At 54.3% G+C, this 26,382-nt stretch carries 25 protein-coding genes and 2 tRNA genes; 16 read left to right on the top strand and 11 right to left on the bottom strand.

Going from position 1 to position 26,382, the window contains the following annotated elements; translation table 11 throughout:
- Positions 1-17 precede the first annotated feature (17 nt).
- From hemF to QZW03_RS00100, 8 genes are all read left to right on the top strand, one after another.
- Positions 18-941 carry an oxygen-dependent coproporphyrinogen oxidase gene (gene hemF, locus QZW03_RS00135; RefSeq protein WP_296507220.1) on the top strand — a complete coding sequence of 308 codons (924 nt, stop codon included), beginning with the start codon at positions 18-20 and terminating at the stop codon, positions 939-941.
- Positions 938-1,555, top strand: a complete 618-nt coding sequence (nadD, locus tag QZW03_RS00130) for a nicotinate (nicotinamide) nucleotide adenylyltransferase (RefSeq protein WP_296507218.1) — start codon at positions 938-940, stop codon at positions 1,553-1,555. The genes hemF and nadD overlap by 4 nt, the downstream gene beginning before the upstream one ends.
- Positions 1,555-2,283, top strand: a complete 729-nt coding sequence (rsfS, locus tag QZW03_RS00125; protein WP_296507216.1) for a ribosome silencing factor — start codon at positions 1,555-1,557, stop codon at positions 2,281-2,283. The genes nadD and rsfS overlap by 1 nt, the downstream gene beginning before the upstream one ends.
- 8 nt (positions 2,284-2,291) lie before the next feature.
- Positions 2,292-2,759 carry a 23S rRNA (pseudouridine(1915)-N(3))-methyltransferase RlmH gene (gene rlmH / locus QZW03_RS00120; RefSeq protein ID WP_296507214.1) on the top strand — a complete coding sequence of 156 codons (468 nt, stop codon included), beginning with the start codon at positions 2,292-2,294 and terminating at the stop codon, positions 2,757-2,759.
- Between the two features lie 2 nt (positions 2,760-2,761).
- Complete coding sequence (locus tag QZW03_RS00115) at positions 2,762-3,382, top strand: Maf family protein (RefSeq protein ID WP_296507211.1); 621 nt, start codon at positions 2,762-2,764, stop codon at positions 3,380-3,382.
- Entirely contained in the window at positions 3,364-4,839 is a 1,476-nt protein-coding gene (rng, locus tag QZW03_RS00110; protein ID WP_296507208.1) for a ribonuclease G, read from the top strand. The genes QZW03_RS00115 and rng overlap by 19 nt, the downstream gene beginning before the upstream one ends.
- Positions 4,840-4,848: 9 nt before the next feature.
- A complete protein-coding gene (locus QZW03_RS00105) occupies positions 4,849-7,308 on the top strand; it encodes a glycosyltransferase (RefSeq protein WP_296507207.1) in 2,460 nt (819 codons plus the stop codon).
- A 97-nt stretch (positions 7,309-7,405) separates the two neighbouring features.
- Positions 7,406-8,482, top strand: coding sequence for a hypothetical protein (locus QZW03_RS00100; protein ID WP_296507205.1), 1,077 nt, complete (start codon positions 7,406-7,408; stop codon positions 8,480-8,482).
- Here QZW03_RS00100 and QZW03_RS00095 read toward each other — a convergent pair.
- Positions 8,479-9,402: a glycosyltransferase family 2 protein gene (locus QZW03_RS00095; RefSeq protein WP_296507204.1), complete on the bottom strand. Its 924-nt coding sequence runs from the start codon at positions 9,400-9,402 to the stop codon at positions 8,479-8,481. The two genes, QZW03_RS00100 and QZW03_RS00095, sit on opposite strands and share 4 nt — an antisense overlap.
- Before the next feature lie 67 nt (positions 9,403-9,469).
- Between QZW03_RS00095 and QZW03_RS00090 the strand changes: the two genes are divergently transcribed.
- Positions 9,470-10,435, top strand: coding sequence for a glycosyltransferase family 10 (locus tag QZW03_RS00090; protein WP_296507201.1), 966 nt, complete (start codon positions 9,470-9,472; stop codon positions 10,433-10,435).
- Here QZW03_RS00090 and QZW03_RS00085 read toward each other — a convergent pair.
- The 5 genes from QZW03_RS00085 to QZW03_RS00065 are packed head-to-tail and all read right to left on the bottom strand — an operon-like array spanning position 10,380 to position 15,872.
- Entirely contained in the window at positions 10,380-11,741 is a 1,362-nt protein-coding gene (locus QZW03_RS00085) for an O-antigen ligase family protein (RefSeq protein ID WP_296507199.1), read from the bottom strand. The genes QZW03_RS00090 and QZW03_RS00085 overlap by 56 nt on opposite strands.
- A 13-nt stretch (positions 11,742-11,754) precedes the next feature.
- Entirely contained in the window at positions 11,755-12,642 is an 888-nt protein-coding gene (locus tag QZW03_RS00080; protein ID WP_296507197.1) for a DUF6492 family protein, read from the bottom strand.
- The gene (locus QZW03_RS00075) at positions 12,639-13,355 is read right to left on the bottom strand and encodes a polysaccharide deacetylase family protein (protein ID WP_296507195.1); all 717 of its coding nucleotides are present in this window, start codon (positions 13,353-13,355) and stop codon (positions 12,639-12,641) included. Before QZW03_RS00075 ends, QZW03_RS00080 begins: the two co-directional genes overlap by 4 nt.
- Positions 13,352-15,085 carry a lipid A export permease/ATP-binding protein MsbA gene (gene msbA, locus QZW03_RS00070; RefSeq protein ID WP_296507194.1) on the bottom strand — a complete coding sequence of 578 codons (1,734 nt, stop codon included), beginning with the start codon at positions 15,083-15,085 and terminating at the stop codon, positions 13,352-13,354. The genes QZW03_RS00075 and msbA overlap by 4 nt, the downstream gene beginning before the upstream one ends.
- On the bottom strand, positions 15,078-15,872 hold the full coding sequence (locus QZW03_RS00065) for a glycosyltransferase family 2 protein (protein ID WP_296507192.1): 795 nt from the start codon (positions 15,870-15,872) through the stop codon (positions 15,078-15,080). The genes msbA and QZW03_RS00065 overlap by 8 nt, the downstream gene beginning before the upstream one ends.
- Positions 15,873-15,966: 94 nt before the next feature.
- Here QZW03_RS00065 and QZW03_RS00060 point away from each other — a divergent pair, with 94 nt between their 5' ends.
- The 7 genes from QZW03_RS00060 to QZW03_RS00030 all read left to right on the top strand — a co-directional run bounded on the left by QZW03_RS00060 (position 15,967) and on the right by QZW03_RS00030 (position 20,459).
- Positions 15,967-16,821, top strand: coding sequence for a glycosyltransferase family 2 protein (locus QZW03_RS00060; RefSeq protein WP_296507190.1), 855 nt, complete (start codon positions 15,967-15,969; stop codon positions 16,819-16,821).
- A gap of 9 nt (positions 16,822-16,830) precedes the next feature.
- The gene (tolB, locus tag QZW03_RS00055; RefSeq protein WP_296507188.1) at positions 16,831-18,090 is read left to right on the top strand and encodes a Tol-Pal system beta propeller repeat protein TolB; all 1,260 of its coding nucleotides are present in this window, start codon (positions 16,831-16,833) and stop codon (positions 18,088-18,090) included.
- 24 nt (positions 18,091-18,114) lie between these two features.
- A complete protein-coding gene (gene pal / locus QZW03_RS00050) occupies positions 18,115-18,657 on the top strand; it encodes a peptidoglycan-associated lipoprotein Pal (protein ID WP_296507185.1) in 543 nt (180 codons plus the stop codon).
- Between the two features lie 8 nt (positions 18,658-18,665).
- On the top strand, positions 18,666-19,454 hold the full coding sequence (ybgF, locus tag QZW03_RS00045) for a tol-pal system protein YbgF (RefSeq protein WP_296507183.1): 789 nt from the start codon (positions 18,666-18,668) through the stop codon (positions 19,452-19,454).
- A 56-nt stretch (positions 19,455-19,510) separates the two neighbouring features.
- Positions 19,511-20,257 carry a tRNA threonylcarbamoyladenosine dehydratase gene (locus QZW03_RS00040; RefSeq protein WP_296508285.1) on the top strand — a complete coding sequence of 249 codons (747 nt, stop codon included), beginning with the start codon at positions 19,511-19,513 and terminating at the stop codon, positions 20,255-20,257.
- 44 nt (positions 20,258-20,301) lie between these two features.
- Positions 20,302-20,377 (top strand) — tRNA-Lys (locus tag QZW03_RS00035).
- A 6-nt stretch (positions 20,378-20,383) separates the two neighbouring features.
- Positions 20,384-20,459: transfer RNA gene (locus tag QZW03_RS00030), tRNA-Lys, on the top strand.
- A gap of 117 nt (positions 20,460-20,576) precedes the next feature.
- Here QZW03_RS00030 and QZW03_RS00025 read toward each other — a convergent pair.
- The 5 genes from QZW03_RS00025 to QZW03_RS00005 all read right to left on the bottom strand — a co-directional run.
- The gene (locus QZW03_RS00025) at positions 20,577-22,526 is read right to left on the bottom strand and encodes an ATP-binding cassette domain-containing protein (protein WP_296507181.1); all 1,950 of its coding nucleotides are present in this window, start codon (positions 22,524-22,526) and stop codon (positions 20,577-20,579) included.
- Between the two features lie 96 nt (positions 22,527-22,622).
- Positions 22,623-23,525 (bottom strand): 50S ribosomal protein L3 N(5)-glutamine methyltransferase, encoded by a 903-nt coding sequence (gene prmB / locus QZW03_RS00020; protein ID WP_296507179.1) that lies wholly within the window; start codon positions 23,523-23,525, stop codon positions 22,623-22,625.
- Positions 23,522-24,709: a succinyl-diaminopimelate desuccinylase gene (gene dapE, locus QZW03_RS00015; protein ID WP_296507177.1), complete on the bottom strand. Its 1,188-nt coding sequence runs from the start codon at positions 24,707-24,709 to the stop codon at positions 23,522-23,524. Before dapE ends, prmB begins: the two co-directional genes overlap by 4 nt.
- Positions 24,709-25,878: a PilT/PilU family type 4a pilus ATPase gene (locus QZW03_RS00010; protein WP_296507175.1), complete on the bottom strand. Its 1,170-nt coding sequence runs from the start codon at positions 25,876-25,878 to the stop codon at positions 24,709-24,711. Before QZW03_RS00010 ends, dapE begins: the two co-directional genes overlap by 1 nt.
- Before the next feature lie 22 nt (positions 25,879-25,900).
- Positions 25,901-26,382 (bottom strand): 2,3,4,5-tetrahydropyridine-2,6-dicarboxylate N-succinyltransferase (locus QZW03_RS00005; RefSeq protein WP_296507173.1); only part of this gene is annotated, 482 nt, incomplete at its 5' end.

The raw sequence follows: 26,382 nt of genomic DNA, 5'->3' as shown, positions 1-26,382 counted from the left end.
TGCATGAAGGCAACTAAATGAGCGAATCACAAACCGGCGCCGGTGCAGTGCGGGCCTATCTGACAGGCCTGCAAGCCCGCATCGTGGCGGCCATGGAGGCCGCGGACGGCGGGCAATTTTTGTCGGATGCCTGGGAGAAGCCTGCTGGAGAGATCTTGCAGGGCAGTGGTGTCACGCGGATTATTGAGGGCGGGGAACTGCTGGAGCGCGCAGGGTGCGGATTTTCACACGTTCGGGGCCCCAAGCTCCCGCCCAGTGCCACCCAACACCGGCCGGAACTGGCAGGCGCGCCGTTTGAGGCGATGGGTGTCTCGCTGGTCTTCCACCCGCGCAACCCCTATGTGCCGACGGTGCACATGAATGTGCGCATGATTGCGGCCAAAAACCCGCAAGGCGAAGAGGTGTGCTGGTTCGGCGGCGGCATGGACCTGACGCCCTACTACGGCTTCGATGAAGACGCGGTGCACTTTCACCAGACTTGCAAAGTCGCTCTGGCCGATTTTGGGGAAGACAAATACCCGCGATTCAAGAAGTGGTGCGACGACTACTTTTTTTTGAAGCACCGCAATGAGCCCCGGGGTGTGGGAGGCATTTTTTTCGACGACTTTTCCGAGCTAGGGGCCGACAAGAGCTTTGCCATGTTGCGCTCCGTGGGCGACAGTTTTTTGGACGCCTACCTGCCTATCGTGGAGCGCCGCCGGCACATGGCCTACACCCAGCGTGAGCGCGACTTTCAGCTCTATCGCAGGGGGCGCTATGTGGAGTTCAACCTGGTGTGGGATCGGGGTACGCACTTCGGACTGCAATCAGGCGGCCGGACCGAGTCCATCCTGCTGTCTATGCCGCCGCACGCCACTTGGGCGTACCAACAGGTGCCGAAAGCCGGCTCGCCCGAAGGAGCGTTGACGAGCCACTTTTTGACGGCGCGGGATTGGGTTTGAACGAATCGCTCAGTGTGCCGGGTCGCATCGGCGTGTTTGGCGGGGCCTTTGATCCGCCTCACCTCGGGCACATGGCCTTGGTAAAAACTGCCATGGTGCAACTCGGCTTACAACGGCTGGTAGTCGTGCCGACAGGGCAGGCTTGGCACAAGACGCGGCCCTTGTCGGCAGCGCACCACCGGGTCGCTATGGCAGAGCTCGCGTTCGCGTCGATCCCGGGCGTTTCGGTCGATCGGCGCGAAACCCTGCGGCACGGGCCTAGCTACACGGTCGACACTTTGCGGGAGCTACAAAGCGAAATACCGGGTCAGCAGTGGCATCTTGTGATCGGTGAAGACCAGGCCCGCCGGCTGTCAACCTGGCACGAGGCGGACCAGTTACCTGCACTTGCTATAATTTGTGTAGCTGCTCGCGCAGATTCATCGGGCGCCCAAGGCCAGTTTGATGGCCTTGCCGACAACATTCCCGGTCTGACCGTGCTGAACATGCCTGCCATGGCCATCAGCGCCACCGACATCCGACAACGTGTAGCCTCGGGCGAGAGCATTGCCCCTCTGGTTTTTGAGCCGGTTGCGCGTTATATTGACCAACACCTTCTTTATCGATCCGACTGATGACTACCTCCACTGTTGCCAAAAATACCCAGAAACTCCAACGTGCCGTCATCGATGGTTTGGAGGATGTGAAGGCGCAAGACATCGTGGTGTTTGACACCGAACACCTGTCGGCGCTGTTCGAGCGCGTGATCATCGCTTCGGGTACGAGCAATCGTCAGACCAAGGCGCTGGCCGCCAGCGTTCGCGACGCTGTGCGCGAGGCTGGTTTTGCCAAGCCCCGCACAGAAGGCGAAGGCAATGGCGAGTGGATCATCGTCGATTGCAACCAGGTCGTAGTGCACATCATGCAGCCCAATTTCCGCCAGTACTACCACCTCGAAGAGCTGTGGGGCGAGAAGCCCGTTCGCTTGAAGCTAGGTGCGGCCAAGCCGGTGGTGGCAAAGGCTGCAGAAGAAGCCAAGCCCGCTGCCAAGAAGGCGGCTGCCAAGGCTGTAGAGCCGAGCATGCGCCGCTCCAGCGCTGCTAAGAAGGGTGTGGAAGAGGCGTTCCCCTCCAAGGCCGCTCTGAAGAAAGCCGCAGACAAAGCCGCCGGTGTGAAGGCTCCCGCCAAGAAAACTGCGGCCAAGTCAGCAGCAAAGCCTGCTAGCAAGACCGCAGCCAAAGCACCGGTGAAAACCGTGGTCGTCAAGCCTGAAGTCAAAAAGACTGTCGCCAAGAAAGCGGCTGTCAAAACCGTGGCCGCCAAAAAGGCGCCTGCGAAGAAAGCTGCTCCCCGTAAAGCCTGAGGTCCTGCGTGAGGCTGGTCATCGTCGCTGTCGGTCAGCGGGTACCGGACTGGGCGCAAACCGCGTGGGACGACTACGCCAAGCGCTTCCCGCATGAGCTCAAAGTAGAGCTCAAAGCCATCAAGACGGAGCCGCGTGGCTCGAAAACGGTGGAGCAACTCTATGCCGCTGAGCGCAAGCGGATTGAAGAAGCCATTCCCAAGGGCGCTCGGGTGGTGGCTCTCGACGAACGGGGTACGAATCTCCGGACGACTGCGCTAGCGGACCGGCTCAAGGAGTGGCAGCTCGGGGGGACGGATGTCGTACTGGTCATTGGTGGGCCGGACGGCCTGGACCCGGAGTTTCGAAAAGCAGCACACGAGCGCATCCGCCTGTCAGACCTGACCTTGCCACACGCTATGGTGCGGGTGTTGCTGATCGAGCAGCTGTACCGCGCATGGTCCGTGAACGCGAACCACCCTTACCACCGGGAATGAGCATGCCTTCTGCTGAATGGATTTACTTGGCCTCTCAGAGCCCGCGCCGACGTGAGTTGTTGACCCAGATCGGCGTCGGCCACGAGTTGCTACTCGCCGGCCCCGAGGAGGATGCCGAAGCGCTGGAGGTCGTGTTGCCCGGGGACACACCGATGGCTTATGTTCAGCGCGTCACTGCTCTTAAATTGATAGCGGCTCGCGCTCGTCTAACAAGGGCTGGTGGCCTAAATCGTCCTGTTTTGTGTGCTGACACCACCGTCGCACTGGGTGATACCATTTTGGGCAAGCCCGAAAACTCGGACGATGCCAAACGCATGCTTCGCGCCTTGTCGGGGCAAACGCACCGCGTGTACACCGCGATTGCCATTGCCTGGGGCGATAAGACGAGCCAAGCCTGCTGTGAGTCGCGTGTGACTTTTACTGAAATGTCCGATGAGCAAATTGCCGACTACGTGGCCAGCTGTGAGCCGATGGGCAAAGCTGGCGCCTATGGCGTGCAGGGCAGGGCAGCGGCCTACATTGCACGGATAGAGGGCTCGTACTCTGGCATCATGGGTCTCCCTTTGTTTGAAACTGCGCAAGCCTTGCGCGAGGTGGGCTTTGCATGCAACAAGACATCCTGATTAACTGGTCTCCGCAGGAGACCCGGGTGGCCATCGTCGAGCATGGCGCTGTGCAAGAGCTGCACGTGGAGCGCACCTTGGAGCGGGGCTTGGTGGGCAATGTCTACCTTGGCAAGGTTGCCCGCGTGTTGCCTGGAATGCAGTCAGCGTTCATCGATATCGGCTTGGAGCGCGCTGCTTTTCTGCACGTGGCGGATGTGTGGCACCCGCCGGCCGAAGGTGAGTCGCTGAGTGCGTCTCGAGCGTCTCAGACGCAAGTGCCGATTGAGAAACAAGTCTTTGAGGGCCAGTCCCTCATGGTTCAGGTCATTAAGGACCCGATCGGCACCAAGGGCGCCCGGCTTTCGACCCAAATCAGTATTGCGGGGCGCTTGCTGGTGTTTCTGCCGCAGGATGACCACATTGGTGTGTCGCAAAAAATTCCGACGGCGCAACGGGACGACTTACGCAGCCGCCTGCAGGCACTGGCCGGCAAAGAAGGCGGCGGGTTCATCTTGCGCACCAATGGCGAAGACGCTTCAGACCAAGAGCTGGGTGACGACATTGCTTATTTGCGCAAAGCCTGGGCACGGATCAAAGATGCGTCTTTACGCTTGCCACCTCAAAGCCTCTTGCACCAGGATTTGAACTTGCTGCAACGGGTGCTGCGTGATCTTGTCGGAGAATCGACTCAGACTATCCGCGTCGATTCGCGCGAGCAGTTTGATGCGCTCAAGGCTTTCGGGCACGAATTTATGCCAGCGGCGGCCGACAAGCTGCAGCATTACAAAGGTGAGCGACCGATTTTCGACCTTTACGCTATCGACGAGGAGATAGCTAAAGCCTTGGCGCGCCGTGTGGAACTCAAGTCCGGTGGCTATCTCATCGTGGACCAGACCGAGGCGCTGACGACGGTAGATGTCAACACCGGCGGATTCGTAGGTGCCCGCAATTTTGACGATACGATTTTTAAAACCAATCTAGAGGCCGCGCAGGCGATTGCACGGCAACTTCGGTTGCGCAATCTAGGCGGCATCATCATTGTGGACTTCATCGATATGGTGCGTGAAGACCATCGAGAGGCAGTGCTCGGCGAATTCCGCAAGCAGTTAGCACGTGACCGCGTCAAGACCATGGCGGGAGGTTTTTCCCAGCTGGGGTTGGTAGAGATGACCCGCAAGCGAACCCGCGAGTCGCTGGCCCACATGTTGTGCGAGCCGTGCCCGACCTGCGAGGGCAAGGGGATTGTCAAAACCCCCCGCAGTGTGGCCTATGACATCCTGCGCGAAATTCTGCGGGAAGCCCGTCAGTTCACGCCGCGTGAGTTTCGCGTGGTGGCGTCTCCCAAAGTCATTGAGTTGCTCCTGGACGAAGAGAGTCAGCATTTGGCCGGACTCTCTGAGTTCATTGGCAAACCGGTATCGCTGCAAAGCGAAGCGGCCATGGCGCAGGAGCAATACGACATTGTGTTGCTGTGATGGTGGCTTGTGACTGAACGTTTGCGTATCGCGGTGCTTAGCCGCAATTTTTCGGTGACCGGGGGCGGTGCAGAGCGATACTCCATCTCGGTGGTGGAACAACTCGCACAACAGCATGAGGTGCATGTGTTTGCGCAGACCATTTCGCACGATTTTCCGGGGGTGACCTATCACCAGGTTCCTAAGCCGATAGAGCGGCCACGCTGGATCAACCAGCTTTACTTTGCGTGGAAGACTTGGCGGGCCACGCGCACGGGCTTTGACATCGTGCATTCGCACGAGAACACGTGGCACGGCAATGTGCATACCGTGCATGTGCTGCCGGTTAAGCACACGCTTTTTGCCGGCAAACAGGGCTTGGCTTTGGCACTGCGTTGGTTGAAGGTGTTGACCAGTCCGCGTTTGCTGGCCTACCTGTGGCTGGAAAAGCGCCGGTATGCCTGGACATTAAAGAAACGCGTGGTCTGCGCTTCTTCCACTTTAAGGGCAGTATTGGCGGACACCTACCCCGCATCAGTCCCCATGTTGGAGGTAGTGACCCCGGGGGTGGACGCTGTGCATGACCGGGCCTCCGATGCAGAGCGCACGCAGGCTCGTAAACAGTTGGGTCTGACGGGCGAGGCCAGTTTGTGGCTGTTCGTAGGTAATGACTTTGTCAAAAAAGGGCTGCCCGCCTTGTTGCATGCACTGGCCCAGCTACCAGCTCAGGTGCAACTAGCGATAGTGGGTAAGGCAGAGAGCGAACAGGCGATGCGCAAGCTGGCCGAGCGCCTCGGGCTCGCAGCGCGCATTCATTTTCTGGGTAGCCAGAGCAATATGGGATTGGTGTACCGGGCGGCAGATGCCTTGATTCATCCCACGCAGGAAGATACTTACGGCATGGTGGTGCTGGAAGCCATGGCACATGGCCTGCCTGTGGTGGTGAGTGACACGCCCTACAGCGGCATTGCCCGGGACCTGCAAGACGGCGAGAGCGCGCTTTTGCTAAAGGACCCCAGGGATGTAGAAGAGATTGCAAGCGCCCTCCAGAGACTGCAAACAGACTCTAGCCTTCGCAATACTTTGTCTGACCACGCCTTGACTTTTGCGCAGAAACATTCTTGGGAGCGAGCTGCACAAGCTTATGAGGACATGTACCGCGACATTGCGAAGCGGTACGGACAGCGTTGGCTGGTACTCTCCCACGCATTCAATATGGATGGCCGCGCGGCCAGCCAAACTATCACGGATAAATTGCCGCATTTGGAAGCAGCTGGCATTGAGCTTGTGGTTTTAAGCGGCGTGTCCGGGAGCGCGAACCTGCAGTACGAGCATCATCAGCTTTGGCCTGCAGGAGCTGCGGGCATACGTTTTGAGATGAGGCATGTGCTGCGCAAACATTTGACGCATCCGGTTGCGTACCGGATGGTCATGGTGTCGCTGTCGATCCCGTTGCTACCGTTCATGTTGATTGAGAAGCTGCTGCGCCCTGTGGAAAGCTCGTGGTCCTGGTGGCTCAGTGCTTACCTCAAAGGACGTGCACTGGCGCGGCATCGCAAGTTTGATTTGATTTACTCGACCGGTGGTGCTTTTGCTGCCCACGTCGCTGGTTGCGCTTTAAAGCGAGCGCTAGGGGTACGCTGGTTGGCAGAAGTGCATGACCCTCTCGTGATGCCGGGCAGTGTCCCGCGCACTGCCCAAGAGCGGATGCAGGCCGAGGTGGAACGACAGATATGTACGGATGCCGATGTGGCGATCTGGTTCACGGATCAAGCGTTGGCAAGTGCCAAGCGCCGACACCCGCAATTGGGTGCACGCGGCAAGATGTTGCTGCCGGGTATTGATGCTCCTTTCAAGGTGCTCCCTCCCTATGTGCCGGGCTCCAAAATGGTGATCGGACACTTTGGGTCCCTGTCGACCACCCGCAATCTCACGCCCATCATTTCGGCGATGGAGACTTTGATAACCCAACGTCCGGACTTGAGATCTAAGCTGGAACTGCAACTCACGGGTGGGCCGCTAGATGCGATTTCCGAAGCGGCAATTGCGCAGTCACCCGTGCGGGACATGGTGCGACATTTAGGACGCATCGAAGCAGATCCGACAACTGGCTTGTCTGGCCGTGAACAAATTCTGCATCGTATGCGCAGCGCTGACGTTCTACTGCTGCTGCACGGAACAGAGCCCATATGCGCGGAGTACATTCCGTCCAAGCTCTATGAATACCTTTGGATGCAGCGTCCGATCCTAGCGACAGTGCATGACAACCCGCAGATGGCGGATTTGTTGCGGGGGCAGGGGCACAGTGTGGTGGATGTAGTAGCGAAGCCCCTTCGATTGGATTACGTCGGTGAACTTAAGGCACTCATTGAGCTCTGGATTCAAGGGAACTTGCGGGACAATAAACTGCCAAGTCCCTACACCACGTTGAGCGCGTCTGTTTCACTACTAGAGTGGGTCAGATCTGCGGGCACCAAAGTTACTTATTAATGCTAAATGCACCATGATTTTCATCTGAGCTGATTGTGACAGAAGTGGTTTTTCCTCAAATTGAAAGTATGTTTCAAGATGATTTGGAGTGCTTTGCATGAATGAATTGGGGCGTTTTTTAGTAGATTATGAAAATCCGGATGCGGGCATTGGACATTCGCTAGGGCATGTGAACAATGCAATCAAAATTTGTTTACGGCATGACTTGCAGTTTGCGTACTCGGAATCGCAGGTACTTAAATCGAGCAAGGATCAATGGGGTTGGCGACTACGCCAGTGGATCAGACGTTTGACCCTGCGGCAAGTTTATGAAACGCACGATATCGGTAACGACATAAATACTCTTTTTGCTTTCGCTCAGCACACCAAGGATCGGGATTGGGTAGAGCACCTGCTTCAAAAAGGGCAACTCAAACTTGTGCTGCTTCCTGAAACAAAGATCAGTATTCCATCCAATGCCCAGGATGATGAAGCAGCGTACGAAGCAGTAGACGCTGTAATTCATGCGCATCCGGAGGACGGCGTTGTATTCCGCTTACCCGACAAAAGAACCGGCGATTTTGAGTATCAAAGCAGCTTGTCCTGGTTTAGGCGCTGCTACGAAGCATCTGGATCAAATAAATTTCCAGAGCAATATGCTCCTGCCCAATCAGATGCGCTGAAAGTCGCCATTCATATCCGGCGAGGTGATTTATTACCCGGACGCCAATTTGATGATCTGGCGAAAAGAATGCTACCCGACGCGTGGTATCAGTGCATTCTTTCGCAGATCTTGGACCGCTGTGGCGAGAAGCACATCGTGGTGTATGTGGTTAGCGAAGGTCTAGATGGGCATTACTGTTCTGAAAAAGGTTTGGTAGTGGATTGGAACGACTTATTGCCGAAGAACCGGTGCACGGTCGTGGAGTTGATCGACAAACCATTTGTACCGTCATTCCGCGTGCTGGTCAGCGCTGACATTCTGATTGGCTCAAAAAGCGGTATGACCCATCTAGCGGGCATGCTTGGCGGTCACATCAAGTTCGTGCCGCGGATGTGGCACTCCTATCGAGGTGCTTCCAGCGTATTAGAGTTGGATGAGGAAATTGATGCGCAAACGATGACTGAGGTTGCTCGATTGACTGATACGGCGTGTCGTTTGCATTCGCTTCATCACGCCAATCGGTCCTCTTAGTTTGCGCTTTGATGGCCCTGTGCAGTAGCCCACAAGGCAACCGCCACACGCTCCAAGCGTGTAAAGATCGTGAGCCACCCATTGCGGCGGTACTGAAATTCCGCATATAACTCGCAGTTGGCCCTGAACGAAATCCTAGGAACTTTGCTGTTTATAGTTCGCATGAAGGCTATTCCTTGCGTCCACCTTCGCTCTCTAGGCATAGATTCAGGCACAACATCTTGCCCAGTGATTGCCCGAACGTAGCCGGACTGAATGCTCTTAAACGATGTATGAGCAACCTCTTTCTTAACCACACTAATTTGTCCAGGATGCAAGCGGTATGTGAGTAGCGCTTTTTTGATGTTAAAAAACCTGCCGCCGTTAACTGCGATATCGCACCAAAGACCGTAGTCTTCCGCGTGGGCATTAGCTGTGTTGTACCGGTTTTGCTGAAGGACCTTGGCACGTACACTAGTGCTCGGATTACAAATAGGACAATAGATTGTGAGTAGTGCCCGAATGTCACTGTCTGATGTTGCAGATCGGCGCGATCGCCGCTTGCCATTTTTGCTATTCAAAGAGATGTGGAATGTCCCGCATACATCGACTTCACCTCTTTCAAGTACTTGGTACTGCTCTTCCAATCGAGTGGGGTGAGCAATATCATCTGCATCCATGATGGCAATGTATTGACCTCTTGACTCGTCGAACCCTCTATTACGGGCAAAAATCAATCCATGATTCTTTTCAAGAAAAATAACCCGAATCCGTGGATCACTCTGCATAGATAAATAAGACAGAGTGGCATCGCGCGAACCGTCGTCTACCACAATTAGCTCGAAATCAGCTAAGGTCTGGTTGAGTAGACTTTGGATGCATTCTTCAATATACGCTTGGGCGTTATAGGTACAAAGGACTATGGAAAATATGGGCGACATAACGATAAAAAAACGAAAAGTACTGTTTGTCGATGAATCTGGGGGCGCTTGGCCTTGGAGTAGACAAATGAGAGAGTTAGACTCCTGGGGGCAGAGCGACTATTCATTTGACACACATTGTACGGAGAGTTATGACTGGTTGGTAGTCTACTCGGCTTGGCCAGATGTACCACTCATAACCTCAGTTCCTCTGAGTCGCCGTATCTTTGTAGCTGGCGAGCCGGCAAGCTTCCACCGTTATCAAGCACGTTTTTTGGAGCAATTTGGGACAGTGATCACCACCCAAGAGCAAACCAGGCACCCAGGGGCAATTTTCATGCAGCCGGGAATTAATTGGTTTGCTGGTGTGAAGTTCACTAGTGGAGCTGAGCGTTTCAGCGCTGGACTGGATTTTGCTGCACTTGAAGGCGAAAACCCTAAAAAAATCAAACTTTGCTCTGTTATTTGTTCGAATAATGCTGTTACAAGTGGCCATCGACGGAGAATCGAGTTTGTTGAAAAGTTAAAGGCTCAATTCGGGGAAAGAATTGATTATTTTGGTCGTGGCTATCGAGGCATGGCTGATAAAGACGAAGCCTTGGCAGACTACCGCTTTCATATCGCTCTCGAGAATTCAATTCATCGAAATTACTGGACAGAAAAACTTGCAGATCCATTTTTGAGGGGCTGCTTCCCTATTTATAGCGGTTGCCCCAATGTGGCTGACTACTTCCCTGAAGGCAGTTATGCCTCGATCAATATTGCAAAGCCACACCAAGCAATCAAAGTGATTTCTGAAATATTGCAGAGTGACATAGATAAACAAAGCTTTGATTTCCGCCAGGAAGCCAAGAGGCGGGTATTAAATGACTACAATATATTTTCCGAGCTGGAAAAAATATACATAAACCTTGAGTCGAGGGAAAAGGTCGAGTCACACCAAGCGCTAACAATCCAGGAGAGCCTGTACTCAGATCATCAATCTAAAGATTTTAAGATTAGTCGCCGTATTCGGCAGTGGGTCCGGGAGCAACTTGGAGTGTCAAACCGCTGAAGAGTGCGGTGAGGAAGAACAATAACTCAATGAAATGTCCAGTGCAGACTTCAGTTGTGAGATAGCTTATTCCAATTAAGGGTATTGTCCAAATTGCATAGGCGCCCCAAAAATCATTACGCTTTCGCGCTCTCAGGTAGCTGGAAGTTAATGGAATACAGACCATTAGTAAGCCTGGAACCCCAAAGCCCAAAGCAAAATCCAACCAGCCGCTGTGGGTAGATCCTCGATTACTCCCATCCGGTGCGTGGAAGTCGCTCCATTTTTGGATGGCTAATGCACCGAATGAGTGATTGATTAGCCCATAACCTAGTGGATTCTCAACCAACAGCTCAACTCCAGCTCGACCCCATGCTACACGCTCATAGGTACTACCGTTTACTTGCATTCCATTTTCATTAGTCGGAAGTGGTGAGACTTTATCTTTCCAGTTTTTGTGTTCAGATATTTTTACACTAATTTGAAAATCACTTACAAGGTTGGACCAAGCTGGATTCGACGCAAGGTGCTTATTAACTATGTAACCAAAGACAAAAGTCCCAGCCAAGGAAAATAGTACAAATACTACAACCGAAGACTTCGAGCGCAAAATATCATTTAACGCCACCAGCAGTCCAGCAATTACGAGAAGCAGAAACATCGCAAAACCATTCTTGGTATTTGCAAAAAAGTACATGAGTAGCGTAGCCACAAGGCCAATAAAACTATAAATGCACCAAATATAACTCGAATTACCTCGAAGTACACCCAATGCTTTTATAAGCAAAACGGGAATGAGGAGTCCCCCAAAAATAACTAATGGAGTCTTCCCAAGATAGGGGGTCATATAAAAATCTAAATGAATCCAAGAACCACTCTGCAAAACTTCATACAGATATCGAGAGATGAATATGGAGGTGGTGCCTGCTAGACCCCAAAAGAGTATGGAGTCTTTTGCGCGTTGCATGAACGACGAGAGATACTTTTTAGGTTCGTTGAGCAGGATTCCGAGAGAGAGTCCAATTATTGAAGCAAGAAAGTTTCTCAACCAATCTCCGGAGAGTTCTCGCCACTGTTCCGCCCTGTGGTCACTGGGAAGTGCGAAGTGAAGCGCGACCCAAATAAAAATTGAGAATAGTAAATAGACAGGCCATGCCTGTTTGTCTCTAAACAGTTGCAGGCTGGATTTCAATACATAGGCTGCTGCAATAAATCCCCCTAGGAGTGCCAAATGGCGCAACCCCATAGTGTTGGGCAAGGGCCAGACTGCGAGCAGTACGGCCGCAGATAAGACCAATACTGTTCCTTGATTCTTCGAGATGTTCATTATTCAGGTAACGTCAAATACGTCCTAGGTACCGCCTCAACCTGCGGCCAATTCTGGATGCGAGATTGCCACCTTCGCTGGGCCAGTCCATTTCGCGTTCCCAGGCTGACTGGTAGGTGACACCACAATAAAACTGCGAGAGCTCTTGCTCACTAAGCCCGTCCGACCGGTCTTTGCGAAGTTGCCAAGCATATGCGTACATTTTGATGAATGGCTGCGATGGTAAGAGTGGAATAGCGCCATATTTCAATAGTGCCTCGCCATACCAACGCATTTCGATCGGGTGCCGCAAAATTAGATCTGTAAAGCTCAAACCCCGTGGCTTAAGGAAATTCTCGTCTAGGCTGATCCAAACGTCTCGATGCCAAATGGGGCAGTTAGGACCAAAGTTATAAAACTTTCCCACTCGTCCAATCTCTTGTTGGACTTGAATCGATTCTTTATGAAAGTCATCAATTACTTTTTGTTTTTTTGCCGTAGCGGCGGGGATAAGAATTTCTCGACATTCATCAATGACCGTATACGGAATTCCTCGCAGATCAAGAAATTCGTTTTTATAAAAGTCACGGATAAACTGACAGTCGGAATCAAGGCATAAGTAAGCCTGAGCAAAACCTAAACGCCAAAATTCCGATTTCACGATTTGCTGGGCCAGATGTCCGGGAATTTCCTTAAATGTACTGAGAGGATGTAAAGGGTTACTTAGAACGATGTCTTCATCTGCCAGCAGTGTGACCTTCAGCTCACCGAGGTACTCCTGAAACAATGGCAGATCAGATCGTGGGCAAGAAATGAAAAATGGAATATCGTCAGCGTTAAATTTGTCCACCGTCAGAGCCAATCGTCTGGCACGCCTTACATCCACGCGGTAGCTCTTGCAATAAAGGGCAAACTCCATCATGTTTTGTTGTCTTCGTATTGAGTCAATATCTTTGTTACAAACAAAAGCGGATTAGTCGCCCGAGCCACCATAATTCGCTTGAGTGCAAAGAGGTTGTCCCCCACCTCTGCGCGACCGCGGCGTGTACTTGTCGCTGTCAAGTAGCCTGCAGCGCGCACCATATCCTCATGTTCCGGCGTGAACCAACCATACGGGTAGCAAAAATGGGCTACTTCAGCGCTCAGTATTTGCTGTAACTCTTCCTTGGACTGCACAATCTGCTGTTGGGCTGCTGCGTTCGGGAGGTCCTTTAGATTAGCGTGGGTCTGAGTGTGTGAGCCTACATCCATACCCGCCGCATGCCACGCCAACCAGTCTGCGCGCGTCATCAAGGACTTTTGGGCAACCTTCCCCTCGTCCCAAGCGTTAGTGCCGCCCACCATGCTACTCACGCCATAGCAAGTAGCGGTGAAGTTGTTCGCTTTGAGGACGGGCAAGGCGTGAACCAAATTGTTCTGGTAGCCATCGTCAAAGGTGATGCCCACCACTTTGCCTCTTAGGGTGCCCTGTAAATAGGGCTGCAGATCTCGCATAGACAGGCCTTTGTAGCCCATGAATCGAAGCATTCGCATTTGCCACGCAAAAGATGAGGGCGCCACAACGAGTCCCCGCAGTGGCGTCCCTCGAGGTGGAGGCGCGTCAATCTGGTGGTACATCAGTATCGGAATCTTCATGTTTGCAATCTCTGCAGGTTGGCGTAGTGGCCATTGTTCAGAATCAAAGTGGTGTGTTTGCCAGCCTCCACTACGCGGCCTTGATCTAGCACCACGATGTGATCGGCACGCTCGATGGTACTCAGGCGATGTGCGATTACTAACGTGGTGCGGTTGTGCATTAGCGTGGATAAAGCTTCTTGAACCACTCGTTCGGACTCTGTATCTAGCGCGGAAGTAGCCTCATCAAGTATGAGGATGGGGGCGTTCTTGAGCAACGCTCTTGCGATGGCAATTCTCTGGCGTTGTCCACCCGACAGCATGGCACCGTTTTCTCCGGTCAGGGTGTCCAACCCTTGGGGCAGTTGAGAGATAAATTCCCAAGCGTGAGCGGCAATGGCTGCGTCACGTACTTTGGAGTCGTCAACACGTCGGGTAAGGCCAAAAGCAATGTTTGCACGGATAGTGTCATTGAGCAAAACAATATCTTGGCTAACTAGTGCAATGTGTTCACGAAGGTTGGCGAGGCTCAGCGATGCAATATCAACACCGTCGATGGTTATGGTGCCAGAATCCGGGTTGTAAAAGCGGGGGATCATCGCCGCTAAGGTACTTTTCCCGCCGCCGGATGCCCCCACAAGGGCAACAGTTTGACCGCTTTGAACGTGCAAATCTATGCTGTCTAAAGCTATTTTTTCACTACCTGGGTAGCGAAAAGAGATATTCGCAAAGATTATGTCGCCGCGACATTCTTTAAGGCGCCCTGTTCCAGGGTCAGCCTCGCCCGGCGCATCCAGCACACCAAAAACACTTTCGCACGCGGCTAGGCCACGCTGCAATATCGGACTGATCGTCGTAAGCTGCTTGATAGGTGAGATAAGCAAGAGCATTGCGGTTATGAAGGAAACGAATCCACCGGCCGTCGCGTCTGCTTGCCCCATTGAACGGTTCAACGCCATGAAAATGATGAAGGCAATGGCAATCGACGCCGTCATATGCGTAATAGGCGTTAACGCGGAGGCGGGAACAGCCTCCTTCATCATGCTCCTGCGAAACCTTTCATTCACCGCATCGAATCGTTGTTTTTGTTGTTCCTGACCACCGTAAATTTTGATCACTTTGTGCGCTGCACTGGTTTCTTCGACGGTGTGCGCAATGTTTCTGAGTGCATCTAGGCTGGCTTTGCTGGCTTTTCGTATACGCTGGCCGAAACTCCGGATCAGTACTGCAATCACCGGTCCCACCGTAAGAGTGATTAATGTCAACTGCCAATCTAAATAAACCAGATAGGCGAGTAAAGCGAGCGCAGTCAATGATTCCCGTACGGCTGTCACTAAAACATTGGTTGCGGCTTGGTTGATCCCATCAACATCATTTTGGATACGGGATATCCAGTAGGAGGCGGGCTGAGAATGAGATGACTGCGTTGATGTTGTTAGCAATTTGTCAAAAATTGCTTTTCGGATATCAACAACCAATCGGGTAGAAACCCAAGTCATCAAATAGTTGGTGACGAAAGACAGGGCCCCTCGTGCCAAGAATAGTAAAACAATGCTGGCAGGAATAATCCACACCATTTTGCTATCTGTGGTTCGAAAGCCAGAATCCAACAGGTACTTCATGATCGCAGGAAAAACCGGCTCGGTTGCAGCTGTGCAAACCATACACAAAACCGCTGCTGCAAATGCCTTCCAGTAAGGGCGCAGGTACCCAATCAGCCGGTAATAAAGCGCTCGGTCTTCTTTATTCATTCAAATTGACACTTTTGGCATTGGGGGCTTTCCACTTTTCTCCTTGCTGGATTTCCAGAGCCTTTACATACCGGAAAAAAGTTCCTTCAAAATTTCCCAGTGCGATTACGAAGCCTGGCCATCCGTCAAGAAAACCCCGCTTGAAAATATAGTGCTTTGTAAAAGACCAAAGAGCATGCCCCAGCGCAGAAGACATAGAAACCTCTTTGTCTTTGATTTTTTCAGCACCTAAGCTCGAATATCGATTGGCCTTGTGCATTACCTCCGACATATCCTTAAAGGGGAATTGCCAAATAGCGCAATTCATCTCTCCGATCGGCTTGCTTGTATGGAGAACGTAACCCTCGTGGACCGGCTTAAGGTCGTAACTCATCGCACCTCGACGGAAGAGCTGGGGCTGCCTGTAGTTGGGATACCACCCGGAGTGGCGTATCCACCGCCCCATAAAAAAATTTCGCCTGGGTGTGTGATAAGCATCCAATGCTGACGGACTGCCAATTAAGCTGAGAATTTCAGCTGCCGCTGCTGGCGTGCAGCGCTCATCTGCATCTAAGCTAAAAATCCAATCCTTGGTGCAAGCGGCGATTGCCTGATTTCTTAAATCACCAAACCCTTTGAATTCCACCTGAACGACTCTGGCTCCTAGGCTCTGAGCGAGCTCGGCCGTGCCATCAGTACTGTGAGAGTCGACCAAGATGATCTCATCTGCCCAGGCAACGCTCTCAATTGCTAGCCGGACTTTCTCGACTTCGTTGAAGGCAATGATGTAAGCAGAGATTGTGGGCATGCAGTGATAACATCCTGTGGTTTTGCCTCTCGATCGGACAAGTATGTTGCGCCATAGCAGGGCGCACTTCGAGGGCGGCCTAGTCTAGTCGAAAATGCCCTGCGCTGACCTCATCTCCATCGTTATCACCACCTATAACAGGAGTGGTGCGCTTGCTTGTGTGCTGCATGCACTAGAGAGCCAAAGCGATCTGCATTTTGAAGTCGTCGTTGCGGATGATGGGTCTGCTGACGATCATCAAGCCAAGATTCAATCGCTTCAAGCGAAATCAGCACTCAATATCACTCATGTCTGGCATCCGGATGTGGGCTTTACGGCCTCTCAGGTCCGCAACCTGGGGGTCGCTGCGTCCAAAGGCAACTACATCATCCTGTTAGACGGCGACTGTGTTCCGGAGTCGGATTTTGTAGCGCGCCACCGGCTCCTCGCTGAAAAGGGTTGTTTCGTGAATGGGAGCCGAGTCCTGCTCAACAAACAGTTCACAGAAAAAGTCGAGGGCGGTCTCATTCAGCTGTTTTCCCGATCTTTTTTGGTGTGGATCTACCGGTGGATGGCCGGCCAATCCAGCAAGGCCTTAGCGAATTTCCGGCTCCCGGATATCTCAATCCGTAAGCAGGCCGCCTTCAAATGGAAAGGCATTCGCAGTTGCAACATGTCCGTCTACAAGTCGGACTACATCGCTGTAAATGGGTTTGATGAGACCTTTGTGGGCTGGGGCCATGAGGACGCTGACTTTGTGCTCCGACTCCACAATGCAGGTTTGTGCAGAAAAAACGGCTTCTGGTCAACTGAGGTCTACCACCTGTGGCACCGCGAAAGCAGCAGAGACATGGAAAACGTCAACGCTCAGCTGGTGAGGGAACGAATTGCAACCAAGCAGATCAGAGCTACAGTCGGATACGAAGAGAGTTTGACCCGGACCAACGTCCGTGTATCGTCGAAGCGATAATTGAAGAAGATGAAAAAATTTTTGGTTTCCTGTCTCATAGGTTTGCTTGCCGTACAGGCTCAAGCCCAGTTCCGCGTTGAGGTTTCGGGTGTCGGATTGACCCAGATACCTGTCGCGATTTCAACATTCCGTGGTGACGACCAATCCCCTCAGAAGATCGCGGCCATTGTGCAAGCTGATTTGGAGCGGAGTGGGCAGTTCAAGCCCTTAGACCTTGTGTCTGGCCTGGATGAATCTGCGCGACCAGACCTAGCCACTCTTCGGCAAAAAGGTGCTGATGCATTGGTAGCTGGCAGCGTAGCCAGGTTGGCCGATAGTAGGTATGACGTTCGCTTTCGGCTTTGGGACACGGTTCGGAACCAAGATCTCGGCGGACAAAGCCACGCCGTTGTTGCCGGTGATTTGCGTTTAACAGCCCACAAAATTGCCGACTTCGTGTACGAAAAACTAACAGGCGACAAGGGCGTGTTTTCCACCCGGCTCTCTTATGTCACGAAGTCCGGAAGCAACTACCGCTTATGGGTCGCCGACGCGGACGGTGAGAACGCCCAGCCCGCTTTCAGCAGCCCGGAGCCGATTATCTCGCCTGCTTGGGCACCCAATGGGAATCAGCTGGCCTATGTCTCTTTCGAGGCTCGCAAGCCTGTTGTCTACGTGCAGGACATTGATTCCGGAAAACGAAGATTGGTTGCGAGCTTCAAAGGCTCCAACAGCGCACCGGCATGGTCGCCTGACGGTGCTGCCATTGCGTTGACCCTGAGTCGTGATGGTGGTTCGCAGCTGTTTGTTATGGATGCACGTGGCGGTGAGCCTCGCAGACTGATGCAGTCCCCAGCCATTGACACCGAGCCTGTCTACGCGCCAGACGGAAGAAGTTTGTACTTTGTGAGCGATCGTGGTGGAGCCCCGCAAATTTACAAGGTCCCTGTGAGCGGGGGCAATGCTGAGCGCATCACGTTCTCCGGCAACTACAACATTTCGCCTGCTGTCAGCCCGGATGGGAAGTGGCTTGCTTATATCTCACGGGTAAGTGGCGCTTTCAAGTTGCACGTGATGGATCTGACCAGCGGGAGTGCTGTCGCGATTACAGACACTACTGCCGATGAGAGCCCGAGCTTTTCACCGAACAGCAGGCAGGTGATTTATGCAACCCTCCTGCAAGGAAAAGAAGCACTCATGACTTCCACGCTGGATGGCCGCATCAAGGCCCGACTGGCGGGACAAGCGGGCGACATCCGTGAGCCTGACTGGGGCCCGGCCCAAAAATAGACATCGATTTACTTGGAGTGAAAAATGAAGAAGTTTGTATTACTGGTTTCCGTAGCAGCAGTCCTGAGTGCGTGCGGTTCTTCTGTAAAGCTCGACAATGTTCCTGTTGAAGACAAAAGCGGGCAAGCAGTCAACGCTGGTGCGGCCAATGGGACTGCAAATGCTGGTGCTGGCGTTGCACAAAGCAATGTGGCCAGTGTTGCACTGGACAAGGCCAATCAAGACCCCGCGCTGACTGCGGCCCTCAAAACGGTCTATTTCGATTACGACAGCTTTCAGATTCGCTCAGAATTCCAAGCTACTTTGGAGTCACACGCGCGGTACCTGAAAGCCGATAAAACCCGCAAAGTGAACTTGGAAGGTCACACCGATGAACGCGGTGGCCGTGAGTACAACCTCGCGCTGGGTCAAAAGCGTGCTGATGCTGTTCGCAAAGCGTTATCCCTCCTGGGTGTTGCCGATGGTCAAATGGAATCGGTGAGCTTTGGCAAGGAAAAGCCCGCGGTTGCTGGGAATACGGAAGCGGCCCTCGAGAAAAACCGCCGCGCTGAATTCAGCTACCGTTAATGCGAGCCATGCTTCTAGCACGTTCCCTGCTACGTGCGGGCCTTTTGTCCGCCTCGCTGCTTTGCGTGGCGGGCCCGAGTTCCGCCGGGTTGTTTGATGACGAAGAAGCCCGGCGTGCAATTCTCGACCTGCGTCAGAAAATTGAGACTTTGCGTGCCGAGAGTGAGCAACGGACTGGCGATTTGCAAAAGCTCAACGCGGATGATTCTTCGCAGCTACGCCGTTCTTTGGTGGAGCTTCAAAATCAGCTGGAGGCCGGTCGTGCGGACAATGCCCGCCTGCGTGGCCAAGTTGAGCAGTTGGCCAAAGATCTTGCAGATACGCAACGAAAGCAAAAAGACACTGTCCAGATGCTGGAAGATCGTTTACGCAAGCTCGAACCCACCAAAATCAGCTGGGAAGGGCGTGAGTTCTTCGTTGAGGTAGCTGAAAAACGTGATTTCGACGCTGCGTTGGCAGTGTTCCGTAAAGGCGACTTTGCGGTTTCAGAGGCCTTGTTCTCTGATTTCTTAATCCGCTACACCGGTTCGGGATATCGGCCATCTGCCTTGTTCTGGATCGGTAGCGCTCAGTACGCCACTAAGGACTACAAGGGTGCGCAAGCAAACTTCCGCTTGCTCGTACAGCAATCCCCTGACCACGTCAGAGCGCCTGAGGCACTTCTGGCCTTGGCAAATTGCCAGATCGAGTTGAAAGACATGAGGGCCGGCCGCAAGACGCTCGAAGAACTCATGGCCTCGTACCCGACATCTGAAGCCGCGTCTGCGGCCAAAGATCGTCTTGCGCGTCTCAAGTGACTTCCACATTGCTTGTTGATTCGGTACCGGCGGACCTTGACCGCCGATTCTCCGGGATGGTCCGCCTCTATGGCCCGGAAGGGGCTCGCCGTGTTCGGGAGGCACATGTCGCAGTCATAGGCATCGGCGGTGTCGGTTCATGGGCCGCCGAGGCACTTGCCCGGAGCGGGGTCGGGCACCTCACCCTGGTCGACACGGATCACGTGTCTGAGTCCAATATCAACCGCCAGCTACACGCGCTCACAGACACGCTCGGTCAGTCAAAAATCGAGGCTATGGCCCAGCGGATTGTTCAGATCAATCCGGATTGCCGGGTGAGTCTGGTGGATGACTTCGTAACACCTGAAAACTGGCCCGAGGTCTTAGGCCTTGGCGTCGACGGGGTAATAGATGCCTGCGACCAGATCCGTGCAAAGACGGCAATGGCTGCTTGGGCCCGCCGGAACAAACGCTTGTTCATTTCGGTGGGAGCAGCTGGGGGAAAGCGATTGTCACATCTCGTTGATATTGGTGATTTGAGTACGTGTACCCACGACCCCTTGTTGTCTCAACTCCGGTACCGGTTGCGTAAGGAACATGGTGCTCCCAAGGAGGGCAAGTCTCTGGCGGTGACATGCGTGTACAGCAAAGAAGCTGTGCGCGGACCGGATGCCTCGTGCGCACTTGAAGGTGACGGCTCACTCAATTGCCATGGGTACGGCTCGATGGTCAGCGTTACCGCGACCTTTGGTATGTGTGCCGCTGGGTGGATTATTGATAAATTATCGCTACCAATTTCTACAGGCTCAAAAATCACGCTATAATTTGAGGCTTAGCAGGGTTCGATAAGTAATTAAAGAACACTGTCGGGACCATAGCTCAGTTGGTAGAGCAGCGGACTTTTAATCCGTTTGTCGTGGGTTCGACCCCCGCTGGTCCCACCAATTCAAGGGAATTTAGCTCAGCTGGTAGAGCAGCGGACTCTTAATCCGTAGGTCGAGAGTTCGAATCTCTCAGTTCCCACCACAGAATATGTGGGTCAAAACCCGCTATCGAAAGATAGCGGGTTTTTTATTGGGCGCACCGACGAGGTAGCACTCCAAAAAAAGGGGAGGGGCACAGCCCCCCCCCGATTCGCCTACCTCAAGTCTCAAGGTTAGCTGTGAGCTCCAGCCATTGCTCTTCCAGCGTTTGGAGCTCAGCGTTGACTGTCTTCAATCGTTTCCCGACTTCCGCAATTTCCGAAGGATGCGGGTTGGTCGATAGTTTGGCCTCCAATACAGCACCCTCGGTGTTGAGTGTTGCCATGCGCGTTTCCACCTGAGCCAGTTCTCTCTTCCATTTTTTAATGCTGTCGGCACTAGGGCCCGTAACCACTGCCGCCGGCGGCGTCGTGCTCTGAGCTGGTTTTGCGACAGCGCTGGCCTTGGCCTCTTCTTTGGCGAGCTCACGTTGGCGCTTCGCTTCGTCCAGAAGATAGCGCTGGTAGTCGTCCAGGTCGCCGTCGAAAGGTTCAACACCGCCCCTCGATACCATCCAGAACTCATCACACACCGAGCGCAGCAGCGCACGGTCGTGGCTCACCAGCATTACCGTGCCCTCAAACTCGTTGAGTGCCATGGCAAGTGCTTCACGGGTCGCCAGATCCAAGTGGTTGGTTGGCTCATCCAGCAGCAAGAGGTTAGGGCGCTGCCAGACAATCATGCACAGCACCAAGCGGGCCTTTTCGCCACCACTCATGCTGCCCACCGATTGTTTGACCATGTCGCCGCTGAAGTTAAAGGTGCCGAGAAAACTTCGCAGATCTTGTTCGCGGGTTTGTTGCCCGGCAATTTTTCCTGCAGCCGTCATGTCCTTGACCAGGCGGATCATGTGCTCCAGCGGTGTCTCATCTGGGCGCAACACGTCAAGCTCCTGCTGCGCGAAGTAGCCGATATTGAGTCCCTTACCCTCGGTGACTTCACCACCCAGCGTTTTCAGGTCGCGCGCTACGGTTTTCACCAGAGTAGATTTACCTTGGCCGTTGGCGCCCAGGATGCCGATGCGTTGCCCGGCCAGCACCGACTTACTCACGTTGTGAACAATCACCGTAGGCGGCGTGCCCTTGGGCGCATCGTCGGCGGGCGGATATCCAAAATTCACGCCCTGCATGGAGAGCATCGGGTTGGGGAGGTTGGCCGGCTCTTTGAACTCGAAACTGAAATCAGCCTCGGAGAGCAGCGGCGCAATCTTCTCCATGCGGTCAAGCGCCTTCACTCGGCTCTGAGCCTGTTTTGCCTTGCTGGCCTTGGCCTTGAATCGAGCGATAAATTTCTGTAAGTGGGCGATCTTGTCCTGCTGCTTTGAGAAGGCGTTTTGCTGCAGCTCCATTTGCTCGGCACGCATGTCTTCAAACTTGCTGTAGTTGCCGCCGTAGCGCACCAGCTTGCCCATGTCGATATGCAAGGTGACATTGGTGACGGCATCCAAAAACTCGCGGTCATGGCTGATGACGACCATCGTGCCTTCGTATTTTTTTAACCAGGCTTCCAGCCACACCAAAGCGTCCAAATCCAAGTGGTTGGTGGGTTCGTCCAGCAAAAGCAAATCGCTCGGGCACATCAGGGCGCGGGCCAATTGCAGGCGCATGCGCCAACCTCCCGAAAAGCTGTTTACGGGCTTGTCCAGTTCGGTTGTTTTAAATCCGAGGCCCAAGATCAAGGCTTGGGCGCGCGCGGCAGCATCGTACTCACCGGCATCATGCAAGGCGGTATAGGCATTGGCCATGCGCTCATAGTCATCCGTGGCTTCTGCTGCCGTCACCTCTGCGCGGGCGGCACCCAGTTGGGTATCGCCTTCGACCACGAAATCGGTAGCGCCTTGCTCCGTCTCAGGCATATCTTGAGCCACTTGGCCCATACGCCATTGGGCCGGAATGTAGTACTCCCCCGCGTCTTCATGCAAATTGCCATTGAGTAGCGCAAACAGGCTGGATTTGCCCGCGCCATTGCGACCGACCAAGCCGACCTTTTCGCCGGGGTTCAGGGTCACAGAGGCGCCTTCGAGCAAGACCTTGGCACTGCGGCGCAGGGTCACATTTTTCAGAGTAATCATGATGTCCATGCGGCGCTAGCCGCAAATTGTCGTACCGCGTCACGCGGACAAAGGTTTCTCTGCTCCGTGCAAGAGCAGAGGAATTCAGAGAGAGGGTCAGCGGGCCTGGAATCGACGCAAAGCGTCGTAGGTCACCAATAGCACCTGGTCTTCACCGGCACTGGTTTCCAACCAGATGACTTCCAACGCTTCAAAAGCAGCTTCAAAAAACGCCCGTTCATTGCCGATCTCCAGCACCAGAACCCCGTCTGCGGACAAGCTGTCCCCCACGGTAGCCAGCAAAGAGCGGACAAAGTCCATGCCATCGCCCGTGCCACCTGCTTGATTTCCATCGAGCGCAATAAAGGGCTCTGCCAAGTACTCAGCGGGCAATGAAGCCATGCTCTGGGCATTGACATAGGGTGGATTGCAGAGAATCAGGTCAAACTTGCCGTTCACCGCCTGCAGGCCATCGGACTGCACCAGGGTAATGCGGTCTTGGAGCGCATGCTTTTCAACGTTGATACGAGCAACGGCCAAAGCATCCGCAGAAATGTCAGCGCCAGTGACTTCCACATCCGGAAACACCATGGCCGCCAAAATGCCCAGACTGCCGTTGCCGGTGCACAAGTCCAGCACCTTGCGGGTTGTTTCTTGTAGCCAGTAGTCAATACCGCCGTAGACCAGCAGCTCAGCAATCAGCGAGCGCGGGACAATGACACGCTCATCGACATAAAACGACACTCCTTGTAACCAAGCCTCTCGGGTCAGGTAGGCGGCTGGCTTGCGCGTGGCGATGCGCGCTCCTAAAAGCGTAGCAGCTTGCGCTTGTTCCACCTGGGCTACAGGCCGTTTTGATGCTTCATCATCGTCGCCCAGCGGGGTATCGAGTGGCAAACCCAAGGCATGCAAGACCAACCAAGCGGCTTCATCCCGGGCATTGGTGGTGCCGTGCCCGAATGAAACACCGGCGTCTTGCAGCTGGCGGGCAGACTCTTCGACCAATTGCGCCAGATTCATAGGGCACCTGCTTGGCTCAAATTGCCCAATACCCGGCGGTAAATATTCTTCAGCGGTTCAATGTCTGCGACTTTCACGTGCTCATTGATCTTGTGGATGGTGGCGTTCGGTGGTCCCACTTCCACCACCTGGGCACAGACTTGCGCAATAAACCGGCCATCGCTGGTGCCGCCTGTCGTGGAGAGCTGGGTTTCCAAACCCGTCTCTGCGCGGATGGCTTCGCGCACCGCATCGACGAGTGGGCCGGGTGTTGTCAGAAACGGCAGGCCGCCTATCGTCCAGACAAGGTCATAGTCCAACTCATGCTTGGCCAACACACTGGCCAGACGCTTCTGCAGAGTGTCGGGAGTCGATTCGGTGGAAAACCGGAAATTGAAGTCAATCACCACATGGCCGGGAATCACATTGCTCGCACCGGTGCCTCCATGCATATTGCTCACCTGCCAAGTGGTGGGTGGGAAAAAGGCGTTGCCCTGGTCCCATTCGATACCCACCAACTCCGCCAGCGCAGGCGCCACGAGGTGAATCGGATTTTTGGCAAGGTGCGGGTAGGCGATATGCCCTTGCACACCCTTCACGGTGAGCTTGCCGCTCATGGTGCCACGACGCCCGTTTTTGATCATGTCACCAGTGCGCTCTACGGAGGTGGGCTCGCCTACGATGCAATAGTCCATGACCTCGCCGCGGGCTTGCAGCTGCTGGCAAACCACGACGGTGCCATCGAGTGCCGGGCCTTCCTCGTCGCTGGTCAGGAGCAGCGCAATGTTCAGATCCGGGGCAGGGCATTCGGCCAAAAATTCTTCGATCGACACCACGAAGGCTGCCAGCGAGGCCTTCATGTCGCTGGCACCCCGGCCGAAAAGCTTGCCGTCGCGGTGGCTGGGCACAAAGGGCGGGGTGTCCCACTGGGACTGTGGGCCGGTGGGCACCACATCGGTGTGACCGGCGAAAACCAGTGTTTTTGCTATTGGTCTAGTAGCGTCCGGCGCAGTTCTCGCATGCCCTGCAGGCCTTTTTGCCCATAAATTGGTCACCCGGAAGTCCTCCGGGCCGCTCACAATAGTTTCGCAAACAAAGCCCAGCGGGCGCAGTCGTTCGGCAATCAAGGCCTGGCAGCCACCGTCAGAAGGCGTCACCGACGCCATGGATATCAGTTGCTCGGTGAGCTGCAGCGTTCTCGTCATCAGTGTTTTACATCCAGGGTAATTTCGGTGAAGGACGCTTCGTCGTCTTCTTCCGGCACGGCGGCAGCTTTTGCGGCCTTGGTGAAATCGTTTTGCAAACGCCACATCAGGTTGGTCGGGGAGTCCGCATGAGCCAAACCTTCTTTGCGATCCACCAGTCCGTCTTGAATCAAGCGGGCAATATCTGCCTCAAACGTTTGCGACCCCTCCGCCATGGATTGCTCCATGGCTTCGCGCACTGCAGAGAAGTCGCCTTTTTCTATGAGTTCGGCCACCAGTTTGGTGTTGAGCAAGACCTCGGCCGCAGGCGCTCTCAGGCCAGACGTGGTGCGCATCAGGCGCTGGGACACGATCGCCCGCAGTGCAGCGGCCAAATCACCCAGCATGGTGGGACGCACCTCGACCGGGTAAAAGCTCAGAATCCGGTTCAGCGCCTGGTAGCTGTTATTGGCGTGCATGGTTGCCAGGCACAAGTGCCCGGACTGGGCGTAGGCGATGGCAGCGGACATGGTTTCTTGATCGCGAATTTCACCGATGAGGATGACATCCGGCGCTTGGCGCAGCGCGTTTTTCAAGGCGACCTGCAAAGACGCTGTGTCGGTACCGACTTCACGCTGGTTGACCACCGACTTTTTGTTTTTAAACAAAAACTCAACCGGGTCTTCAATGGTGAGGATGTGGCCCGAAACACTTTCATTGCGGAAGTCCAACATCGAGGCGAGCGTGGTGCTTTTACCCGCACCCGTGGCGCCGACCATGAGCAGCAAGCCGCGTTTTTCCATGATCAGGTCGGCCAGAACCGGTGGCAACTGCAAACTGTGCAATGGCGGCACATCCACACTGATGTAGCGGATGACCGCTGCAATTGTCCCGCGCTGGCGCATGGCGCTCACACGGAAGCGGCCCACACCGGCCATCGGAAAGCCGACATTGAGTTCACCGGAGCGCTCCAGCTCCTCCATTTGCTGGGGTGTCAGCACCTCAGCCAGTAAGTTTCTGGGCGCCTCAGAGGGCAAGGTCTGGCTGTTGATCGGGACGCACTGCCCGTTGATCTTGATCAGCGCCGGCGCATGGGCGGAGAGGTAGACGTCAGACGCTTTCTTCTCACTCATCAAGCGCAAGATGCGCTCCATCGTGCCTGCGGGTTGCGCGGTGCTGGTCGTGGCCATAGTTGCCTCCGGGTGGGTGCGTTCAGTCGCGCAACAAGTCGTTCAAGCTGGTGGTGGAGCGAGTTTTCGCGTCCACCTTCTTGACGATGATCGCGGCGTACATGCTGTATTTTCCGTCGCCCTTGGGCAGGCTTCCGCTCACCACCACCGAGCCTGCAGGCACGCGGCCGTAGCTCACTGTGTCGGTGGCGCGGTCGTAGATCGGGGTGCTCTGGCCGATGTAAACGCCCATCGAGATCACCGAGTTTTCTTCAACGATCACGCCTTCCACCACCTCAGAGCGTGCGCCCACGAAACAGTTGTCTTCAATGATGGTGGGGCCGGCTTGCATAGGCTCCAGAACACCACCGATACCCACGCCGCCCGACAGGTGCACATGCTTGCCGATCTGGGCGCACGAGCCGACGGTGGCCCAGGTGTCGACCATGGTGCCTTCATCCACGAAGGAGCCGATGTTGCAGTAAGAAGGCATCAGGATCACGCCCTTGCCCTGAAAGCTGCCAC

The sequence above is a fragment of the Rhodoferax sp. genome, from assembly GCF_013297935.1.
Taxonomy (GTDB): domain Bacteria; phylum Pseudomonadota; class Gammaproteobacteria; order Burkholderiales; family Burkholderiaceae_C; genus Allorhodoferax.
This window is presented reverse-complemented; position numbering and strand designations above follow the sequence as displayed.

Coding starts and splice junctions, on each gene's coding strand:
- hemF (WP_296507220.1), top strand. CDS start 18: ATGAGCGAATCACAAACCGGCGCCGGTGCAGTGCGGGCCTATCTGACA.
- rsfS (WP_296507216.1), top strand. CDS start 1,555: ATGACTACCTCCACTGTTGCCAAAAATACCCAGAAACTCCAACGTGCC.
- QZW03_RS00115 (WP_296507211.1), top strand. CDS start 2,762: ATGCCTTCTGCTGAATGGATTTACTTGGCCTCTCAGAGCCCGCGCCGA.
- rng (WP_296507208.1), top strand. CDS start 3,364: ATGCAACAAGACATCCTGATTAACTGGTCTCCGCAGGAGACCCGGGTG.
- QZW03_RS00100 (WP_296507205.1), top strand. CDS start 7,406: ATGAATGAATTGGGGCGTTTTTTAGTAGATTATGAAAATCCGGATGCG.
- QZW03_RS00095 (WP_296507204.1), bottom strand. CDS start 9,402: ATGTCGCCCATATTTTCCATAGTCCTTTGTACCTATAACGCCCAAGCG.
- QZW03_RS00090 (WP_296507201.1), top strand. CDS start 9,470: ATGAGAGAGTTAGACTCCTGGGGGCAGAGCGACTATTCATTTGACACA.
- QZW03_RS00085 (WP_296507199.1), bottom strand. CDS start 11,741: ATGAACATCTCGAAGAATCAAGGAACAGTATTGGTCTTATCTGCGGCC.
- QZW03_RS00080 (WP_296507197.1), bottom strand. CDS start 12,642: ATGATGGAGTTTGCCCTTTATTGCAAGAGCTACCGCGTGGATGTAAGG.
- QZW03_RS00075 (WP_296507195.1), bottom strand. CDS start 13,355: ATGAAGATTCCGATACTGATGTACCACCAGATTGACGCGCCTCCACCT.
- msbA (WP_296507194.1), bottom strand. CDS start 15,085: ATGAATAAAGAAGACCGAGCGCTTTATTACCGGCTGATTGGGTACCTG.
- QZW03_RS00065 (WP_296507192.1), bottom strand. CDS start 15,872: ATGCCCACAATCTCTGCTTACATCATTGCCTTCAACGAAGTCGAGAAA.
- QZW03_RS00060 (WP_296507190.1), top strand. CDS start 15,967: ATGCCCTGCGCTGACCTCATCTCCATCGTTATCACCACCTATAACAGG.
- tolB (WP_296507188.1), top strand. CDS start 16,831: ATGAAAAAATTTTTGGTTTCCTGTCTCATAGGTTTGCTTGCCGTACAG.
- pal (WP_296507185.1), top strand. CDS start 18,115: ATGAAGAAGTTTGTATTACTGGTTTCCGTAGCAGCAGTCCTGAGTGCG.
- ybgF (WP_296507183.1), top strand. CDS start 18,666: ATGCTTCTAGCACGTTCCCTGCTACGTGCGGGCCTTTTGTCCGCCTCG.
- QZW03_RS00040 (WP_296508285.1), top strand. CDS start 19,511: ATGGTCCGCCTCTATGGCCCGGAAGGGGCTCGCCGTGTTCGGGAGGCA.
- QZW03_RS00025 (WP_296507181.1), bottom strand. CDS start 22,526: ATGATTACTCTGAAAAATGTGACCCTGCGCCGCAGTGCCAAGGTCTTG.
- prmB (WP_296507179.1), bottom strand. CDS start 23,525: ATGAATCTGGCGCAATTGGTCGAAGAGTCTGCCCGCCAGCTGCAAGAC.
- dapE (WP_296507177.1), bottom strand. CDS start 24,709: ATGACGAGAACGCTGCAGCTCACCGAGCAACTGATATCCATGGCGTCG.
- QZW03_RS00010 (WP_296507175.1), bottom strand. CDS start 25,878: ATGGCCACGACCAGCACCGCGCAACCCGCAGGCACGATGGAGCGCATC.